This window comes from Variovorax nitratireducens (assembly GCF_051216545.1).
GTDB lineage: Bacteria > Pseudomonadota > Gammaproteobacteria > Burkholderiales > Burkholderiaceae_C > Variovorax.
Window position 1 is genome coordinate 129,172 of record NZ_JBPJZO010000012.1, and the last position, 17,074, is coordinate 146,245.

Genomic DNA, 17,074 nt, shown 5'->3' on the forward strand with positions numbered 1-17,074 from the left:
TCGCGGTATGGCGCTTTGGGGCGCCGGTCAGTGGATCAACATGCCGCCGTTCACGTCGAGCGTGATACCGGTGCAGTACAGCGAAAGGTCGCTGGCAAGAAAGACGCAGGCGCCGCCAATGTCATCGGGGCGGCCCAGGCGGGCCAGCGGGATCGTCTCGGCGATCTCGGCCTTCTTCTCTTCGGTGAGCTTGCCCTTGATAATGTCGGTGCCGATCAGGCCCGGGGTGATGCAGTTGACGCGAATACCCTCTGGGCCAAACTCGCGCGCCATCGCGCGGGCAAGGCCGAGCACGCCGGCTTTGGCCGCTGAGTAGTGCGGGCCGCCGAGGATGCCGCCACCGCGCTGTGCCGAAACCGACGAGATGCACACAATCGAGCCGCTCTGCTGCGCCTGCATCGCCGGCAGCACCGCCTGCGACATGTACAGCGTGCCGCGCAAGCTCACGTCGAGGATGCGGTCGTAGTCGGCGCCGGTGATGTCGCAGGTCTTCGCCGGCTGCGTGATGCCGGCGTTGTTGACCAGTACGTCGATGCGGCCGAAGGCCTTCAGCACCGCCGCTGCGGCGGCGTCGCATGAGGCCTTGTCGGTCACGTCGGCAACAAGACCCAAGTGCGGGCCGAGGTGACCGGTGCCAAGCTGCGTTGCAGCGGCGGCCGGCTCGGCGCGGGCGAGATCGAGCACGACGACGCGGGCACCGTGCGATGCCATCAATCGAGCGGTGGCGAAGCCGAGGCCGTTGAGGCCGGCACCGCCGGTGATGACGGCAACTTTGTCCTTGAGCAGCATTGTCGTGGGTCTCCAGCAAATAAAGGTTCGGGGCGAACTCTGGAGACAGCAGGCGTTCCGGACCCTGGGGTCTGTGACCCTCTGCGGGTGCCTCGGCTGGTGTGCCGCGGCTTGTCTCCCGTGTTCGTGAAGCGAATATTCGGCGCTGAGCTGCATGACGACAAGCGAAGTGTTTTCAGTCTAAGATGACGTTCCGTCACTCAACGGCAGGGTTGACCCCATGGCTTCGCTTCCTCCGGTCATCAACCTCCAGGCCTTCGAGGCCGTGGCGCGCCGGCGCAGTTTTGCGCTCGCTGCGGCAGAACTGCACCTCACGGCCTCTGCAGTCAGCCACCAGGTCGCACGACTCGAATCGCACCTGGGGGTACGCCTGTTCGAGCGCAGCGCACACGGGGTACGCATCAGCGTTGCCGGAGAAACCTACCTGTCGCGTGTGGGCGGTGCGTTGTCCGCCATTGCGACTGCGACGGAAGACCTGCGGCAGGGGGTCAGCAACAGCCTTTACGTCCATTCGGCACCCAGCTTCGCAAGCCAGTGGCTGATGTCGAGGTTGCAGGGGTTTGCGCAGGCTTACCCCGACATTTCGCTGAACCTGTCGGCGGCGCACACGCCGAGCGACTTCGAACTGGGCCAGTCGGACATCGACATCCGCTACGGTGTGCCGAACTGGCCAGGGCTGGTGGTCGAGCCGCTGTTCGAGGAACGCGTTTTGCCGCTCGCGAGTCCGGCGTTCATTCAGGCGCACCGCCTGAAGCGGCCCGAGCATCTGCTCGGGATCAAGCTCATCCAGAGCAACGTCAGCGTCGTTCAGTGGTCCGACTGGTTCGGAGCGTTCACCGACCTGCGCGCTCCTGATCGGTTCTCGGTGCGGTTTGATCGGGCCCAGATGTCATTGGACGCGGCCACGCAAGGGCTCGGCGTTGCGCTCGAAAGCGCGACGATCGCGGGCAGGCATATCGCCGAGCGCAAGCTCCGGCCCGTGTTCGGGCTCGACAAGGCCGTCAAGGTCAAGGCGCATTTCGCGGTGTATCCAGCCAGGCACGGAAAACGACCACCGGTGGAAGCCTTTCTTTCTTGGCTGCACGGTGAGGCGTCCAAAACCTAGACTCCGTTTAGCGCGAGCACGTTCCGGTTCGGCCGTGTCCGACCGCTTTCGATGCGATCGAACTTCGCCTTTGGGTGGCGGATTCAACCGGTCGATGCAACAGATTCGCTGAACATCTCAGCGGGCGTCTGGAAGCCGAGCGTCTTACGCGGCCTTCTCATTCAATTGTCGCGCGATCGCCCCACTTCTCGCTACATCCCGGGCAAGGTTTCCGCTCTCGCAGGTGACCACTGCTGGCGTCGATCAATAAGTAAAAAACAGAGCGGCGCACTACACTAGGAGGCCGCCGGGGCTTGGCTTTCAAGGCAACCACCCGTCGACATCAATACCGACGACGGTGATGCCAGATGCCACGTCTGCTTATGTGGCCTGCAATGCTGCCGACTCGACGGAAGCCGCAGGCTCCGTCACGGCACGGCACATAACGATTCGGGGAACATAAGGCGCATTCTGTCGCGCGCCACAGAATGCGCCAGGATCACGGCGGCCGCGTTGTGATGCAGCGCGCGCTTGAGCACCTCGCGCGGATAGACGCTGGTCTGCGTCAAGGTGCCCCGGAACACGTCTTCGAACGCGATCAGCGCATGCCGCGCATCGAGGAACAGGATCGCAAAGCTCTCGTGCGGCTGGCCCGCGAAGTGCAGCTTCAGGTAGTCGGCCACCGCCGTCGGCGCATCGAACACCGGCGCGGCGATCAGCTCCTCGACGAGCAGTTCCTGCGCCAGCGCGAGGCTCGTCACCAGACGCCGGCAGCCCGGCAAGGAGGAGTCGCGCGCAAAGCCGGCCAGCTTTTGCAGCGAGCGGCCATGCGCTTCGTAGAGTGCCTCGGCTTGGGCACCGAGGATCGGACGCAGTGCGTCGAGGACGCGGATTTGATGATGGGACAGAGCGGAAGCTGCGGTCATGAGGAACTCCTGTGGACGACACAGGCGGGATTGCCTGCGTGACCCCAAGGCACCCCGCCGCAGCGCAGCGCTCCAGGCCGCCGCAGGCGCGCGGCACGCGCCGAGCACGCGCAGCGCGCGCAGGGCCTTGAACGCGAGAACGGTGGGGTAACGTCGGGGCACACAGGCAAGCCCACCCCGCCCTCCACTGACAACCGGAGGTCTTCGGATCCCGCGCCCGCGTCAGGGGTGCGCAAGGCGGCCGAAGGCCGTCCCGAAGGATGAGCGCCCAGCGCGAACCTGGAGCGGCCCGACCGGCGCAGCCGGGGACGCCCGCCCTGCGAAACACTGTCTTCAGGCCTCGCCGCGAACTGAGATCCGCGAAGAGGGCTCGCGCGACATCCAGCAACTCTCCAATATCCTGAGGGCACCGGCCTCAGCGGGCAACGAGCGCCTGCCGTCCGGATCGATAGCGGACCTCAAAACAACGCGCGGCGACACTGAAAAAGAGCTTGACCCTCTCGCCACGGCACGGTCTAGGATGCCTTCAACTTGAGAGGGAAGGCATGTTTTTGAAGATTGGTGAACTCGCTCGGCGCACCGGGCTGACAGTGCGCGCATTGCGGCACTACGACGACATCGCCCTGCTGGTGCCGTCCGAAAGGTCCAGTGGCGGCTACCGCCTGTACGACCGGAAAGACGTGGCGCGGCTCTACCGCATTCAGGCATTGCGGCGACTAGACCTGTCGCTCGCTGAAATACAAGGCCTGCTCGACAACGCGGCCGGCGGGATTTCGGAAGTCGTGGCCCAGCAGGTGGCGCAACTCGACCGCGAAATCCTGCAGGCATCGGCGCTGCGCACCCACCTGCTCACGGTGCAGAGCCAGTTGCAGGCCAGCGAAGAACCCCGCATCGACGACTGGCTCCTGGCGCTCGAATGCATGGTCGCGGGCTCGAAGTACCTCAGCGACGACGAGCAGCGCACACTCAAGACGCAACGCGAGGGTTTCGCTGACGCCGTGGCGCCCGAGCGCGCCGAGCTGTCGGCGTCGCTACAACACCTGGTTGCGGCCGGCGTTTCGCCCGAGAACCCGGAGGCACAGGCCCTGGCGCAGCGTTGGATAGAACTGTTGCTCGAAGAAGCCGGTGGCGACGAAGGCCTGCTGATGAAGCTCTACACGATGCACTGGAACGAGCCATCGCTCCACGCGCTGACCGGTGTGGATCGCAGGTGCATCCGGTACATCTCGCACGCGATGGCCTTCGCGCGCCTGCAGCTCTACGCGCCTTACTGCAGCGCCGACGACATGGTCAAGCTGCGCCAGCACTACGTTGCGCAGACCGATGCGTGGCCGCCGCTCATTGCCGAGGCGCGGCAACAGATGCTGGCGGGCGCTCCTGCCAACGGCGCAGCCATGCGCGCTCTGGCGCTGCGTTGGCAGTCGCTCTCGCTCGCCAAGGCCGGCGGCGACGCCGCGTTGCACGCGAAGCTGCAACGCGCGTTCCGCCACGACGCGGCTCTGCGGGCCGGCTCGGGCATCGACGTGACATTGGCTGCCTATGTCGGGCAAGCGATCGCCCGGCTGGACGGCGCATCGACCTCCTGAATGAACCCCAAAGAACCCCACGTGAACGCCCAGATGCAGAGCAACCCTCACTTCTTCACCGGCAACTACGCGCCGCTCACCGAGGAACACGATATCCCGACGCTCCACATCGAAGGCAGGCTGCCCCCCGAGCTGTCGGGCAGTTTGTACCGCGTCGGCCCAAGCCCGCAATACGCACCGCGCGACAACAGCTACCACTGGTTCTCCGGCGACGGCATGGTGCATGCTTTCCACATCGACAAGGGCGGGGTGTCGTACAGCAACCGCTGGGCGCGCACGCCGAAATGGCAGCTCGAGCATGCAGCTGGACGCGCGCTCTTCGGCACCTTCGGCAACCCTGCCACCAGCGACCCGCTGGTGCAGGGCCGAAACGGTGGCACGGCTAACACCAGCATGCTGTGGCATGGTGAGCGGCTGTTCGCGCTCGAAGAATCGCATCAGCCCTTTGAGCTCGACGCCCATACGCTGGCTTCCAAAGGCCACCAGAGCTTCGGCGACCGCGTGACCTCGCGCTGTACCGCGCACCCGAAGGTGGACCCCGAGAGCGGCGACCTGCACTTCTTCGCGTACTCACCCGATGGCCCCTGCTCGCCGACCATGCTCTATGGCGTGATGGACAGGCACTGCGAGGTCACCAGGCTCCAGTCATTCACAGCGCCGTATGCCAGCATGGCGCATGACTTCATGGTGACGCGCGGGCATGTTCTCTTTCCCGTCACGCCGCTGACGCTCAGCGTGGAACGCGCCATGCGCGGTAAGCCACTGCTGGCCTGGGAGGCCGGCCTGCGAACCCATGTTGGCGTGATGCAGCACGGCGGTGCGGCGGACACGCTGCGCTGGTTCGACGCCGACGCCTGCCACGTGTTCCATGTGATGAATGCCTGGGACGACGGCGCCACCATCGTGGCCTATGTGATGCAGTCGGACACGGCACCGGGCCTGCCCGATGCCGAGGGCCGTCCCGGTGAACCCGAGGCGATGGCCGCGCGCCTGTGCCGCTGGACCTTCAATCTGGGCGGCACGGACACCGGGTTCCAGCGCGAGTACCTCGACGACCTGGTGGCGGAGTTTCCACGCATTGACGAGCGTTACACGGGCCGGCGCAACCGCTACGGCTTCTACACCTGTCATGCGACATCGCGCGCGCGGGACGACTCGGAAAGCGTGCGCTATGACAGCCTCGCCCGTTTCGACTTTGATACGTGCGAACGTAGCATGCACACGCTGCCGCATGGAGACGTGGTGTCCGAACCGGTCTTCGTGCCGCGCGCGACCGGCGCAGCCGAAGGTGACGGCTGGCTGCTTGCCGTGGCCTGGCGTGAAAAGGAAAAGCGCAGCGACCTCCTGGTGTTCGATGCCATGGACCTGGCCACAGGACCTGTTGCGGTCGCCCGTTTGCCGCACCGCGTGCCGTTCGGTTTTCACGGGACTTGGCGACCTGGCCTGTAACGCGCCAGTGTGGCCAACAGCGGCTAGCGAGTGCTCAGTTGACCTCGTAAGGCCATCAGCAGTGTCCGTTGCCGAGAGTGTTGAGTGACAGGATGGATCCGAAACCGTGAACCATGAGCGGCTGCGTTGGGCCCCAAGTGCCCTACCGGCGCAAGGTTTCGATCCCTAAACTGCACAGGAGATCGACATGGACGTTCTCACCGTCTCAGCACCACGGCCCCCGTGGAACAAAGACAAACTCATCGGGCAGAAGCGGCCTTTCAAGCTCAAGGAAATTTGGGCGATCCGTACTCGGCTCCAGCTGTCCCGAAGGCGGTGGAGGCAGTGAGTGCGGTAGAGGTGGCGCAGGCGCTGCCTTGCCACCGCACAGCATGGACAATCCCAAGCAACGGTGCCGTCCCGGCGCACAGTTCGAGGCGCCGTGCTCACGCGCCCGCCAGCGCAGCCGAACAGCCGCATTGATGAACTGCTTCCGCACCGATGGGAGCGCCTGTCAGTGGCAGCATAGGGCCCTGCGGGCGTTGGTGCGGGTGTGGCACGATGTCGCCAAAAGGGGCCATTCAATTCGTCCTTCGAGATTTTGACCGTCCCCGTCTTCCCAGATGCTGCTCATGAAACGCTTTTTCATACTCCTGGCCGCATGTCTGGTGGTTTCGATTTCTTCGGCCCAGCAGCGACCTACATTTGTCTTCGTGAAGATCGCGGAACCCATCATGCCGCTTGAGCGCGAAAGCAAATATGAAGACCCGCTCGATGAGGCTCTCAAGAAGGCGCGGTTGGGTGAAGTCACCGGAGGGGGAAGCTCGTTGTCCAAGGAAAAGAAGATTGAATGGGTTGGGTTGGACGTCGAACTCACAGATGTGCCAAGGGGAATTCCACTTCTGCGGAAGAAACTCATTGAGCTTGGCGCTCCCAAGGGGAGCACGATGGAATATGAGCTCGATGGGGCCAAGCGCAGCGTGTTGATTCATACAGGCCAGTAGCCGGCGTTCGAGAACGTCGTCCCAAAGCGGCCGGCCGCGAGTGCTCTTGGGGCGTCGCGGAGGCAGGCGCATTCCATCTATCGCGATCAATTTGAAAACCGGCAGTCACACCGGCACCTGCAGGCGCGTTGCAGTCAATGCGCCGCGATGAAAGTCATGACGGCAGTATTGAAGCCCTGCGGGTTCGCTCGAGGTGTCCCGTGCGACGAGTTCTTTACGACGCCTCGCGTGTTGCGGGGCAGGCAAGCCTGAACGTTGTCCAGGGTAGCTTTGAAGGTTCCTGGCGTCGACTCCCCTTCCAACAGCAGGACTGGCACATTCAGCCGCCTGGCATCCTCGCAGGTGTACGGCGCCCACGTCGGGGTGTCAATCTCAGCGGCGGCAAGCGTCCAGGCGTTGGCGCGAAGGGAGTTCTTGGTGCCGTCAGAGGTGGTCTTCCAGGCGCCCGGGCCGCTCACGTAGTCCATGAAGATTTCAAGCCCCGCCTCGGTTTCACCCTTCTTGAGCTTCTCAGTCATCGCACGCAGGGCGATGCCGCGGCGCTCCGCCAGCACAGGATCGGTGGGGAAAAAGGCAGGCATGCCGGTTCCGCCCTCGGCGAAAGTGAGGGTCCGGACCATGCGGGGAATCTTGCTCGTGGTGTAAAGCGCGACCGAACCCCCACGAGAGTGCCCGACAAGATGCACCGGCCCGGCGTTGAGCTGCCTGATGAACGCCTCGAGATCTGCAACCTGCTGATTGAGGCTGAAGTCACCGTCACCGCGCCACGGCTCGGGGTAGTAGCGGCGGAGGCTGACGGCGATCGTGCGGAACTTCGCCGAAAACGGCTCCATCTGTGCCGCCCAATAGCGGTAATCCACACCAGCGCCATGAACAAAGATTACGGGATCGCCCGACCCCCTCTCCACGTAGGCCATGTCATAGCCATTGACCTGCATCGTCTTGACGCCGGCAGGCAGCTCCCACGTGCGCGCAACCGGCTGAGGGGTCGATTGACATCCGAGGATCAGAGCTACTACTGGCAGGAATTTCAGGGCTCGCATACGTACCTCCAATGGCTGGGCCGCATTGGTTCGTGGTGCACTGGAGCGTGGTGCGGCCCTCACGCGCCAGGCCGTAGGCTTTCCGGCGACGGGGTATTGTTGCGCTGTCTGCTATGACTGGGAAAGTATCGACAAAGTTTTTTGCTGCGATGCCTGAGCAGGCTTTTGAAGTTCGCCTGCCGTGTGCTCGCCGTGCCCTAGGTCCGCTTCTCTGCGTCTGACTTCCGCTATGGACCCATTGCTCCAATCGCTGAACCGGCTTCAGTCGGCCAAAAACAGCCATTCGCAGAGCCGGCCAAATTCATGGCTCCACTGCCGCGGAGCTACTCAAACCGTATTACGGCCACCGTTGGCGCATCTGTTTCATTGGAGCTCGTGTTCGCCACCGTATCGCCCTTCTTGAACCAATAGCGGCAGCCGGTTCGTGAAACCATCGTGACGCACATCAGGCCGCCCTCGTGAATGACCCACGTGCCGGACGCACTGCCTGGGCCACTCTGGTTGACGAAAGAGACGCGGCCGTCGGATCGGAATTCCCAGTGGGAGAGCATTCCGCTCGCAAGATTTCTTGAAACGATGCCCTTGCCGATCACGGTCTGCTCGATCTCGGCCTTGGTCAGATACACGCGCTGCTGAGCATGCAACGGCTGCTCGAAGACCACGAGGCTCACGGCGACGCACATCAGCGTGCGGATGACGCAGCGGGTGGACATGACGGCCCCTTTTTCATCGCGGCTGAAAGTTGTGCTGCACCACCCAGCGCCCGACATTGACGCCCAGTTGATCCCCGCTCAGCAGTGCGCTGCGGAAATGCATGCCGCCGAAGATGCGCGCCTCGCGAGTTTCCTGAACCAGCGCGGCGGTCGAATCGAAGACGTGGGTGCTGCCGGTCACCGTGCTGTCGAAGCTGAATGCAATCTGGTCTGTGGCGTAGTACGCCTTCAGCGCTTCGGTCAGGGCGCCCGTCACGCACGCATGGGCCGCCGGATACTCCGGGTGGTTGGGCGTCGGCACCACCGGCTTCCACGCCGGGTCGGCCGTGGTGGCTGCGTTGCCGTCGGTTTCGCCCAGCGGAATCGCGCTCTGCGGTCGCCAGAACTCGTAGAAGTACTTCGACTCGAAGCAGGCGATCTCCGCGTCGGCCTGGGCCACGAACAACATGGCCATCAGGCGCGCATGGTCGGCCAGCCGGCCGTCGGTCATGGCGAACCGGCGCAGGTTGCGCGGCCAGAAGCGCGGCGGCGGCTCAGTGTGGAACTTTGCGACTTCCAGTTGAGCGTCCGTGCGCGTACTGCTCACGGCGTCACCCAGAGTGCGCGTTTCATTGAAGTCCTGCGCGTAGAGCGCGCTGTCGAGCGCAGGCGGTGCCGGCACGCGGAACTGGGCCGCGCTGGTCAGCGAGAACGGCTTGATGAACGGCGCGTAGCGATTGACCGGGTTGCTGCCCCGAAAGCGCCCGGCGGTTGTGCCGGGCACGTAGGGCGCCAGTGCCACCGACCGCCCGTCGTTGGCGCGCAGCGCCAGAATGCCGCGCGCTACTTCGGCACCGAGCACGAGCCCGCGGGCCTTGGCATCGCCGTTGGCAATGCCGGCCGTATAGCTGTCGTAGGCCGCTTGGTACTGCGCCGTCCGGTTCGGGAACAGGCCGATGAGCACGCCGTAGGCAGCGGCGCCGATGGCCGCTTCTTGCGAGGCCTCATCGCTGCCCGAGGCGGTGACGGTAGTCACGGCATAGGGCCGGTGCGTGCCCGTGATCGCCATCGCGGCGTCGTAGATCGCCACGTGCACCGTCGCCAGGTCGACCGAGCTTGTCGGCCGCTGCTCGGCCGGAGAGCCGGTGGATGCGGCCGGCACATTGATGGTGTTGGCGGCCACCTCGTTCCAGTAGGACACCGGACTAGGCCCGGTAACGGTGATCTTCACGGGCGGCGCCACCGCAGCCGAGCTGCCGAGTCCGCCCAGTCCGACCACGCCGGCGCCCCCACCACTCCCACCTCCGCCGCAGGCTGGCAGCAGGCCCAGCATTGCGATGAGCCCGCCGCCCAACGCGTATTTCCACTGTCTTGCGTTCATGTCGTTGCCCTCCTGAGGGTCGGGCGATTGCAGTCGCCCACTGCGCTCCCGTCGCACTCTGCTCGGAAACGACCTCAAGTTAGGCGGATCAGTCCTGGCGCGGAAGGGCGATGCGACCGGCGCGCAGAAGAGCCGACGAAACGCCTTCCTGGCGGCGCGAAGCTGCGTGGATTCGGCTCTGGAACTTCACATCTGCCGGAACAGATGCACGTTGGCGTCGCTCACCGGAAGCTTTTCGCTGCGCGACTTGAGCCTGATCGACACCCGCCCGCGGAAGTCACGTGTCACGCCCGCGATGGCGTTGGCATTGACGATGGTCGAACGATGGATCGGCCAGAAATTCGCCGGATCCAGCACTTCCTGCAGTTCTTTGAGGGAACGGCGGATCAGGGCCTCGCTGTCGGCGGTGACGACTCGCGTGTACTTGGTATCGGACTGGAAGTAGCAAACCTCGTCGACCATGATCAGCTTGACCTCGTTGCCGATCGAGGCGTTGATCCAGCGCAGTTGCTGGCGTTGCGGCGCTGCGGCGGCGAGCTCGCGCAGCACGCTGCTGAGCGAGACCGGCGCTGTATCCAGTCGCTGGCGCACCCGGCGCACGGTGGACGCAAGGCGTGCCGCGTCGTAAGGCTTTAGAACATAGTCGATGGCACCCTGCTCGAACGCCGCCACCGCGTAGGCGTCATAGGCCGTGACAAATACTGCATGACAGCGCCCCTCGCACTGCCTGGCCACCTCCAGACCGGTGAGGCCCGGCATGTCGATGTCCAGGAACGCGACGTCGGGCTGATGCCGCTCGATCAGCCGCAGCGCCTCGATGCCGTTTTGGGCCAGCGCGGCAATCTCGAGCTCGGGCCACAGTGTGGCCAGATGCGCGCGAAGTTCCTCGCGCAGCACAGTTTCGTCTTCGGCGATCAGGGCAGTGGTCGGGCGCATGGCAATCAGCTGCGGCCGGCCGGCGCCTTGAGCTCGACCAGCAGGGCGCGCATGTCCTTGCCCGAGATGTTCTCGACCTCGTGTGTCTCGGCCTCGCTCCAGAACACGTCGCCAAGTTTGTTCTCGCCGATGAACTCCTTGCCGTCGGGCGTCTTGACGCGTGCCTTGCCCGCGCTCAGGGTCACGGTCAGGTGGGCCGGATGCGAATGCATGCCGACACCGCACACCCCGAGGCCAGGTCGGCTGCGGAACTCCAGCACGCGGACGCGATCGTTCTCGAATGCCACCCGGTAGGCTCCGGGCTGCACCTTGGTAGCGTCCTGAGCCAGGGCGTCGGCGCCTAGCGTGAGCGCCGGCAGCAAGGTCAGCAGCATGCGACGCAGCTCGTCGGCGTTGTGATCGGGAAGCTTGTCATCCATAGTGCACCTCCTGGGGAAATGATGTTTGAGCCGGCGATGGCACCGGCGCTTTCGCCGCGCCCAAGAGCGGGAGCCGAAGCACCAGGGCAGGCGCGTCAGGCAGCCCGGCGCGGTTGATCCATAGCGAACAGGCATCGCCGAAAGTCGCCCGCAGCGCAACCCGAATCCGGTACACCAACGGCTCCTCCAGGCGAGCCGCCCGGCCTGCATGGTGGATCGTGAGGCTCAACTCGCCCTGCGTCGTTGCCAACCTCAGTTCGCCGGAACCCCCGCCGACATGCGCGGGCGTCAACTGGTCGAGCAAGGGCAGCAGCAGCCGCGGCGGAAATGCAATGTCGGGCGGCGTCTCCGCCAGGTGGAATCGCCAGCGGCAGCGCAGAGGGTCGATCTGTTCGCACAGTTGTGCATAGGCCTGCGCCAGCCGCAGTTCCGCCCCGAGGGTCGAGCTGCCGCCTCGCACTCCAGGCATCGCGTGGCGCAGGAACGCGACGAGCTGATCGAGCAGGCTGTCGGCGCCCGGAGCGTCCTGCGCATAGCGCCGCTGGACCTCGGCCATGGCGCGCAGCAGGAACGCGGGATCGATGCGCGCGCGCAAGGCATCGAACTGGGCGTCCGCGAGCAATGCCTCGCTCTTGCCACGTGCAATCTGTGAATCCCCTAGCAAATGCCGTGTGCGCTCGGTGCGCATCGCGAGCATGCAGCCGGCGGTGAACAAGGCACCGTGGAACAGGGTCATCCAGAGGTTGTAGAAAAAGTTGGTCCACGATGGCAATGGATCACCGAGTGCCCGTGCGGCCGCGAGTGGCATTTGCAACTCGGCGCACAACCACCAAAACGCACTGTTGATCGCGCTCAGCGCCACCGCGAGCAGCACCATCAACAGCGCCGTCATCCAGGTCTGCAGCTGGTCGTGTTCGGCTCTGAAGGCGACCCAGGCGATCGCGATACCCGAGATGCCCCACATCGGGAGGAGTGAACCGATTGCCATCGCATGCTCGGATCCACTCAAGTGGCCGAACGGCAGGCTCAACGCCTCGCCGGCCGTGATCGTGACGCCCCACAACAGCCCATAGACCAAGCCGCGCTGCCACATCGGCGTCGCCGCACCGAGGCTCCAACGACGACCGTGCCGCCGGCCAATGGTCATTGCAGATGTCCGGACCGAACGAGTGGCATGCGGATCGAAGCGCGCACTCCACAGGGGTGGTTGGCGGCGAGCAGCAGCGTGCCGTCGCGGCCGTAGAGGGTCAGCAGGCGGGCACGGATGTTTGCCAGGCCGATGCCCGAACCGCCCATGCCGGCGCTGGAGAAGCCGATACCCGTATCGGCGACGACCACTTCGAGCGAGAAGCCGACGCTGCGCGCCTGCACCAGGATGGAACCCCCCTGCGGCGCGGGGCCGACGCCGTGCTTGACTGCGTTCTCTACCAGCGTGGCAACTGCGAGCGGCGGGAACTCGCAGTCAAGCAGTGATGAGGGCACGTCGAAGGCGACGTCGAGCCGGTCATCCATCCGCACCGACACCACGGCGAGGTAGGCCCGCACCAGGTCAATCTCCTGGCGCAGCGTACTTCCTTCGCGCTGAATCTCGGGCAGCGTGCAGCGCAGGTAGTCGAGAAAATGGGCGAGCAAATGCGCGCCCTGGCCTTGTTCGGTATGGTGCAGTCGACGCACCGTTGCCAAGGTGTTGAACAGAAAGTGCGGCTCGATCTGGCTGCGCAGCGCCTGCAGGCGGGCCTGGGCGATCTGGCGCTCGTTCTGTACCTGCCGCAGTTCGAGGGCCTGCGCCTCGGCCTGCAGTGCGCTCGCGCGCCGCCACAGGAAGAACAGGCCGGCGATGCTGGCCGACAGCATGCCCCACTGGATCACGCGCGTCAGCAGCGCAACGGCATCCGGGGGAGCCTCGAGCGAACCAGCGGCAATCAGTGCGAACTCGCCCGCGACAGCGCCGACCACGATGGCGACGGCAAGCACGGCGGCGCGTGCCAGCGGTGAGCGATACGGAAGTCGGCAGGCCAGAGCCGCCGTCAGCGCGATGGCCACCGCGACCGCAAGGCGATTGCCTGCCAGTTCGATCCATGCGGTCATCACCTCGTCCCACGGCCAGTTGCGCCACACGAAGGGTTGGAACAATAGCTGCGCCGACATCGCCAGGGCGACCAGCACGGCCCACCCGGCGAACATGGCAAGCGGCGGCCGAGCGGGCGTCGCGGGCGGATTCAGGGCGACGTGCGGATCGCGAACAACATGTTTCATCGCAGGAACCTGCCTTCCATTCGTTCGCCGATGCCCTTGCCGATCGCCATGGCTGGCAGTAACAGTGTTACCAGAAATCTGTCCGACCCGCCATCCGCCCTATTGCCGAAGTCCAAAAGTTGGGCCAACTCGACTCCCGATGCGATGGAATGGCTGCTCAAGGCCAACCGTAGCCCACTGCCTGGCGGTTGCCTAGCCCCATGCGATGGATGCTGCCCGGCTGCGACGAGACCGCGCTCGAATGGATTGGGAGGCCGACAACGGGCCGGGAGCGGTCGTTCAAGCAAAGGAGGCACATAGGGACCGAATCACGGCCTCGTCTCAAAGGCACGAAGCCAGATGCTTTCCAGACGAAAAGCCGTCGACAACGACGCGGGCCGCCCCGTAAAGACGCCTCCGGTTGATTCCCTCTTGCAGGCCGTGCGGTAGGTGCTGTCGGGCCGGCGGCATGCAGCAGCATCGAATCCCGCCCCGACAACAGCGCCGCGAGCGTGCCCAACAACATCGAGCGACGCCAGCAGGTTTAGCCGCGACTAGGGAAACAAGCCGCCCATCGGCTCCCACCGTCAGACGGTGCCGTTGCTATGTGCAGGCACGGACGCGAAACGTGTTTCGACCCGCGTACTTGGCGTCGTACAACGCTGCATCGGCGGCGGCCATGAGCTCGCCCGGGGGACGAGGCTTCGTCGTCGTCGCGCAACAGGCCCACGCCAATGCTGGCCGTGGAGGTCACGGTGCCTCTCGCCAACACAATCGGTGCCTGCATGGCCGCAACGATCTTGCTTGCAATCAGCTCGGCCTCCTCGTTGTTGTGCAACTGTTCGAGCACCACGACGAACTCGTCGCCGCCCAGGCGCGCGACCGTGTCGCTGATTCGCACCGCGCCCTTCAGTCGATCCGCGAACTCTTTGAGTACCGTGTCGCCGGTGGCAGGCCCTGGGTGTCGTTGATCGTCTTGAAGTGGTCGATGTCGATGAATGGATGCACCGGAGGCCGGCAGTGGATGCGGCGGTAGTGATTGATGGGCGCCAAAGTCAATGCGCGAGGGCGGATTCAACCGGTCGATGCAACAGATTCGCTGAACATCTCAGCGGGCGTCTGGAAGCCGAGCGTCTTACGCGGCCTCGCATTCAATTGTCGCGCGATCGCGTTGAGCTGAGCCTGGGAGTAGCCCGAGATATCGATGCCCTTCGGCATGTACTGCCTGAGCAGTCCGTTCGTGTTTTCGTTGCTTCCGCGTTGCCAAGGGCTGCGTGGGTCGCAGAAGTAGACCTGGATGTCGGTGGCCATCGTGAATTGCTTGTGCCCGTGCATCTCCGTGCCTCTGTCCCAAGTCAGTGATTTGTAGAGCTCCTGCGGCAACTTGCGAGCATTCTTGATGAGCGCGTTCACGACCGTCTGCGTGTCTTTGCCTTCCAGCTTCACCAACATCACATATCGCGTTTGGCGCTCAACCAGCGTCGCGATTTGGCTGTTTGCGCTGCCGAACACCAAGTCTCCTTCCCAATGACCAGGCACTGCCCGATCCTCGACTGAGGCGGGTCGCTCGCTGATCGAAACGGCATCGACGATCTGCCCATGAATTGCCGTCTTCTGCGTGTAGTGACGAGAGCGACGCATGCCGCGAGTACGTCTCAGGTGCTCCAGCAGCTCCTTCTTCAACGCGCCACGCGCTTGGATGAACAGGCTACGGTATATGGTCTCGTGTGACACGTGGAAGGTCTCGTCGCACGGATAAGTATGCTTGAGCCACCCCGCGATTTGCTCCGGCGACCACAGCAGGCGCAGCTTATCGGTCACGACGCGCGCCAATGCGCGGTTCTCAGCCAGTTTGCAGCGCTTGGGACGATATGCACGATCCCAAGCGGCGCTGTCGGCCTGGTTCGCCCGATAGCCAACTCGCCCGCCATTGCGCTCGATCTCGCGGCTGACCGTGGAGGGCGCTCGTCAGAGCCAGGATGCCTCGTACGGATCCGTGCGATCGATCAAACAGGGCAATCAGATGGAGAGTCCAGCCGGCCTTCCAGCGCTCCCACATCAGTGCCTTCTGGCTGTCCGTGTAGAAGGTTCTTGTCCGGTACTTCATCTGCAACACTCCGTCTGCCTACGCAGTTATTAGTGTGTTGCATCGACCGGTTGAATCCGCCGCCATGAGCCGTCGGTCGCGAAGGTCTGCTTTCAGGTTGTTCAAGGAGGGGGAGCCGAACCGGCAAGAAGAAGTCGGTCGGCGTCCCAGCAGGCCATCGCGGTCGCAGCGGCGCGCGTCGGGTGACCCTCGCTGTCATGCCTTCAGACCGGCAGCCGTATTAAGTGGACGCCGGACTGCGGGCTCAGTTCGTACTGCACGAGCCGCTCGCTGCCGTCCAGCCAGATGCTGAACGTGTAATTGCCGGCCGGCCCGTCGATGGAAACCCGGCCGGCAGCGTCCGCCACGTACCCCAAGTCTGGCACCGGAACCGGAGCACCGGCGACGGACAGAAGTGCATCGGCGGCGGGCGTGCCGTTAGCACGCACGACCTGCAACTTGAAGGACGGCATGCGATCCGCTGGCCTCAAGCGCCTTCGTTCTTCCACGCCATCATGCGGTTGAACACGTCCGTGTTGATGCGCGTGGCCGAGTTACCGCTGCTGGCGCCGTTAGTGTGCACTCCCACGCCAAAACGCTGGCCGCTCTGCAGAATCCACACCGGCGATCCGCTCTGACCACCCATGGTGTCGATATCGTACGTAATCACGCGCGCTGACACGCTCTTCGTGCGCTGCGCCATGAACCATTGTTGGTTGCCGCCCTTGTCGCCAGGGTAACCCGACAGGTTCAGGCTAGCCGCACGTAGGAAAGCGTCGTCGCGCACCGCGAGGCCGAACCAGCCAGTGCGATCGCCCAAGCGCGCATTGCCGGGCAGGATGATGGCGCCGTAGTCGAACTCGCGGTTGCGCGACTGGGTCCAGCCCGTCACACTGCGCAGGGCACCGCTGGACGCGCTGCCATAGGGCCGTGCGGCGTCGTTCAGCCCCGGCACAACCTCGATCGACCGCGCCCAGCCGCCTTCGTTGTGCATAAACACGCAGTGACCGGCGGTGATGACGGTGCGTGGTGCGATCAACCAGCCGGTGCCGATGAAACGGCTGCCGTTGGCCGCGGTGATCTTCAGCCCACAGATTGCACGCCAGGGGTACACGGTCGTGTTGCCCACGCGCACGCGGTCATCGGTGCCGATGATGACCTCAGGACGCAGCGAGATCTCGCTCGCGTCATAGCTGCCCAGCAGCGCGTCCGGTGCCGCTGCGGCCAGTGCCTCGTCGCCGCGCCCGCCGCCGACCGAGCCTTCGTACTCGGTGGCTCCAAGGGCGGACTCGGCGTCGACCCCGTTACTCGACTCGGCGTTGGGGTCCTGTACGTTGAAGTTCAGCCCAGGCAGGCTCTCGTACTGCGTAGATTCGGCGAGCGGCGCCGCCTCACCTTCGTTGCCTGACGTCAATACACGTGTGTCAATAGACTTACCCATGTGAATATCTCCATTTGCGTGGTT

Annotated in this window: 16 protein-coding genes and 1 pseudogene; 4 read left to right on the plus strand and 13 right to left on the minus strand. The window is 64.5% G+C overall.

The features are described 5' to 3' along the window. Positions 1 to 27 precede the first annotated feature (27 nt). Positions 28 to 789 carry an SDR family NAD(P)-dependent oxidoreductase gene (locus ACSFA8_RS22950; protein ID WP_435481790.1) on the minus strand — a complete coding sequence of 254 codons (762 nt, stop codon included), beginning with the start codon at positions 787 to 789 and terminating at the stop codon, positions 28 to 30. A 220-nt stretch (positions 790 to 1,009) separates the two neighbouring features. Here ACSFA8_RS22950 and ACSFA8_RS22955 point away from each other — a divergent pair, with 220 nt between their 5' ends. Continuing rightward, a complete protein-coding gene (locus ACSFA8_RS22955; protein WP_435481791.1) occupies positions 1,010 to 1,894 on the plus strand; it encodes a LysR substrate-binding domain-containing protein in 885 nt (294 codons plus the stop codon). A gap of 407 nt (positions 1,895 to 2,301) precedes the next feature. Here the strand turns inward: ACSFA8_RS22955 and ACSFA8_RS22960 are convergent, their stop codons facing one another. Then, positions 2,302 to 2,799, minus strand: a complete 498-nt coding sequence (locus ACSFA8_RS22960; protein WP_435481792.1) for a JAB domain-containing protein — start codon at positions 2,797 to 2,799, stop codon at positions 2,302 to 2,304. 545 nt (positions 2,800 to 3,344) lie between these two features. On the opposite strand from ACSFA8_RS22960, the gene ACSFA8_RS22965 reads away from it, so the two are divergent. The 3 genes from ACSFA8_RS22965 to ACSFA8_RS22975 all read left to right on the plus strand — a co-directional run bounded on the left by ACSFA8_RS22965 (position 3,345) and on the right by ACSFA8_RS22975 (position 6,817). After that, a complete protein-coding gene (locus ACSFA8_RS22965; protein WP_435481793.1) occupies positions 3,345 to 4,385 on the plus strand; it encodes a MerR family transcriptional regulator in 1,041 nt (346 codons plus the stop codon). Beyond that, the gene (locus ACSFA8_RS22970; protein WP_435481794.1) at positions 4,386 to 5,834 is read left to right on the plus strand and encodes a carotenoid oxygenase family protein; all 1,449 of its coding nucleotides are present in this window, start codon (positions 4,386 to 4,388) and stop codon (positions 5,832 to 5,834) included. A gap of 611 nt (positions 5,835 to 6,445) precedes the next feature. After that, positions 6,446 to 6,817 carry a hypothetical protein gene (locus ACSFA8_RS22975; protein WP_435481795.1) on the plus strand — a complete coding sequence of 124 codons (372 nt, stop codon included), beginning with the start codon at positions 6,446 to 6,448 and terminating at the stop codon, positions 6,815 to 6,817. Between the two features lie 134 nt (positions 6,818 to 6,951). On the opposite strand, the gene ACSFA8_RS22980 is transcribed toward ACSFA8_RS22975, so the two are convergent. The 11 genes and pseudogenes from ACSFA8_RS22980 to ACSFA8_RS23030 all read right to left on the minus strand — a co-directional run bounded on the left by ACSFA8_RS22980 (position 6,952) and on the right by ACSFA8_RS23030 (position 17,050). After that, entirely contained in the window at positions 6,952 to 7,860 is a 909-nt protein-coding gene (locus ACSFA8_RS22980; RefSeq protein WP_435481796.1) for an alpha/beta fold hydrolase, read from the minus strand. A 323-nt stretch (positions 7,861 to 8,183) separates the two neighbouring features. Beyond that, positions 8,184 to 8,573 (minus strand): hypothetical protein, encoded by a 390-nt coding sequence (locus ACSFA8_RS22985; protein ID WP_435481797.1) that lies wholly within the window; start codon positions 8,571 to 8,573, stop codon positions 8,184 to 8,186. Between the two features lie 13 nt (positions 8,574 to 8,586). Continuing rightward, on the minus strand, positions 8,587 to 9,933 hold the full coding sequence (locus ACSFA8_RS22990; RefSeq protein WP_435481798.1) for a vanadium-dependent haloperoxidase: 1,347 nt from the start codon (positions 9,931 to 9,933) through the stop codon (positions 8,587 to 8,589). 186 nt (positions 9,934 to 10,119) lie between these two features. Then, entirely contained in the window at positions 10,120 to 10,869 is a 750-nt protein-coding gene (locus ACSFA8_RS22995; RefSeq protein WP_435481799.1) for a LytR/AlgR family response regulator transcription factor, read from the minus strand. Between the two features lie 5 nt (positions 10,870 to 10,874). After that, the gene (locus ACSFA8_RS23000) at positions 10,875 to 11,288 is read right to left on the minus strand and encodes a cupin domain-containing protein (protein WP_435481800.1); all 414 of its coding nucleotides are present in this window, start codon (positions 11,286 to 11,288) and stop codon (positions 10,875 to 10,877) included. Further along, positions 11,281 to 12,435: a sensor histidine kinase gene (locus ACSFA8_RS23005; protein WP_435481801.1), complete on the minus strand. Its 1,155-nt coding sequence runs from the start codon at positions 12,433 to 12,435 to the stop codon at positions 11,281 to 11,283. The genes ACSFA8_RS23000 and ACSFA8_RS23005 overlap by 8 nt, the downstream gene beginning before the upstream one ends. Further along, on the minus strand, positions 12,432 to 13,544 hold the full coding sequence (locus tag ACSFA8_RS23010) for a sensor histidine kinase (RefSeq protein ID WP_435481802.1): 1,113 nt from the start codon (positions 13,542 to 13,544) through the stop codon (positions 12,432 to 12,434). The genes ACSFA8_RS23005 and ACSFA8_RS23010 overlap by 4 nt, the downstream gene beginning before the upstream one ends. Before the next feature lie 523 nt (positions 13,545 to 14,067). Then, positions 14,068 to 14,424, minus strand: coding sequence for a diguanylate cyclase domain-containing protein (locus ACSFA8_RS23015; protein ID WP_435481832.1), 357 nt, complete (start codon positions 14,422 to 14,424; stop codon positions 14,068 to 14,070). A 173-nt stretch (positions 14,425 to 14,597) separates the two neighbouring features. After that, positions 14,598 to 15,630: pseudogene (locus ACSFA8_RS23020) on the minus strand (IS30 family transposase). A gap of 203 nt (positions 15,631 to 15,833) precedes the next feature. Further along, positions 15,834 to 16,082 (minus strand): hypothetical protein, encoded by a 249-nt coding sequence (locus tag ACSFA8_RS23025; RefSeq protein ID WP_435481803.1) that lies wholly within the window; start codon positions 16,080 to 16,082, stop codon positions 15,834 to 15,836. Between the two features lie 14 nt (positions 16,083 to 16,096). Next, complete coding sequence (locus ACSFA8_RS23030; RefSeq protein WP_435481804.1) at positions 16,097 to 17,050, minus strand: trypsin-like serine peptidase; 954 nt, start codon at positions 17,048 to 17,050, stop codon at positions 16,097 to 16,099. Positions 17,051 to 17,074 lie beyond the last annotated feature (24 nt).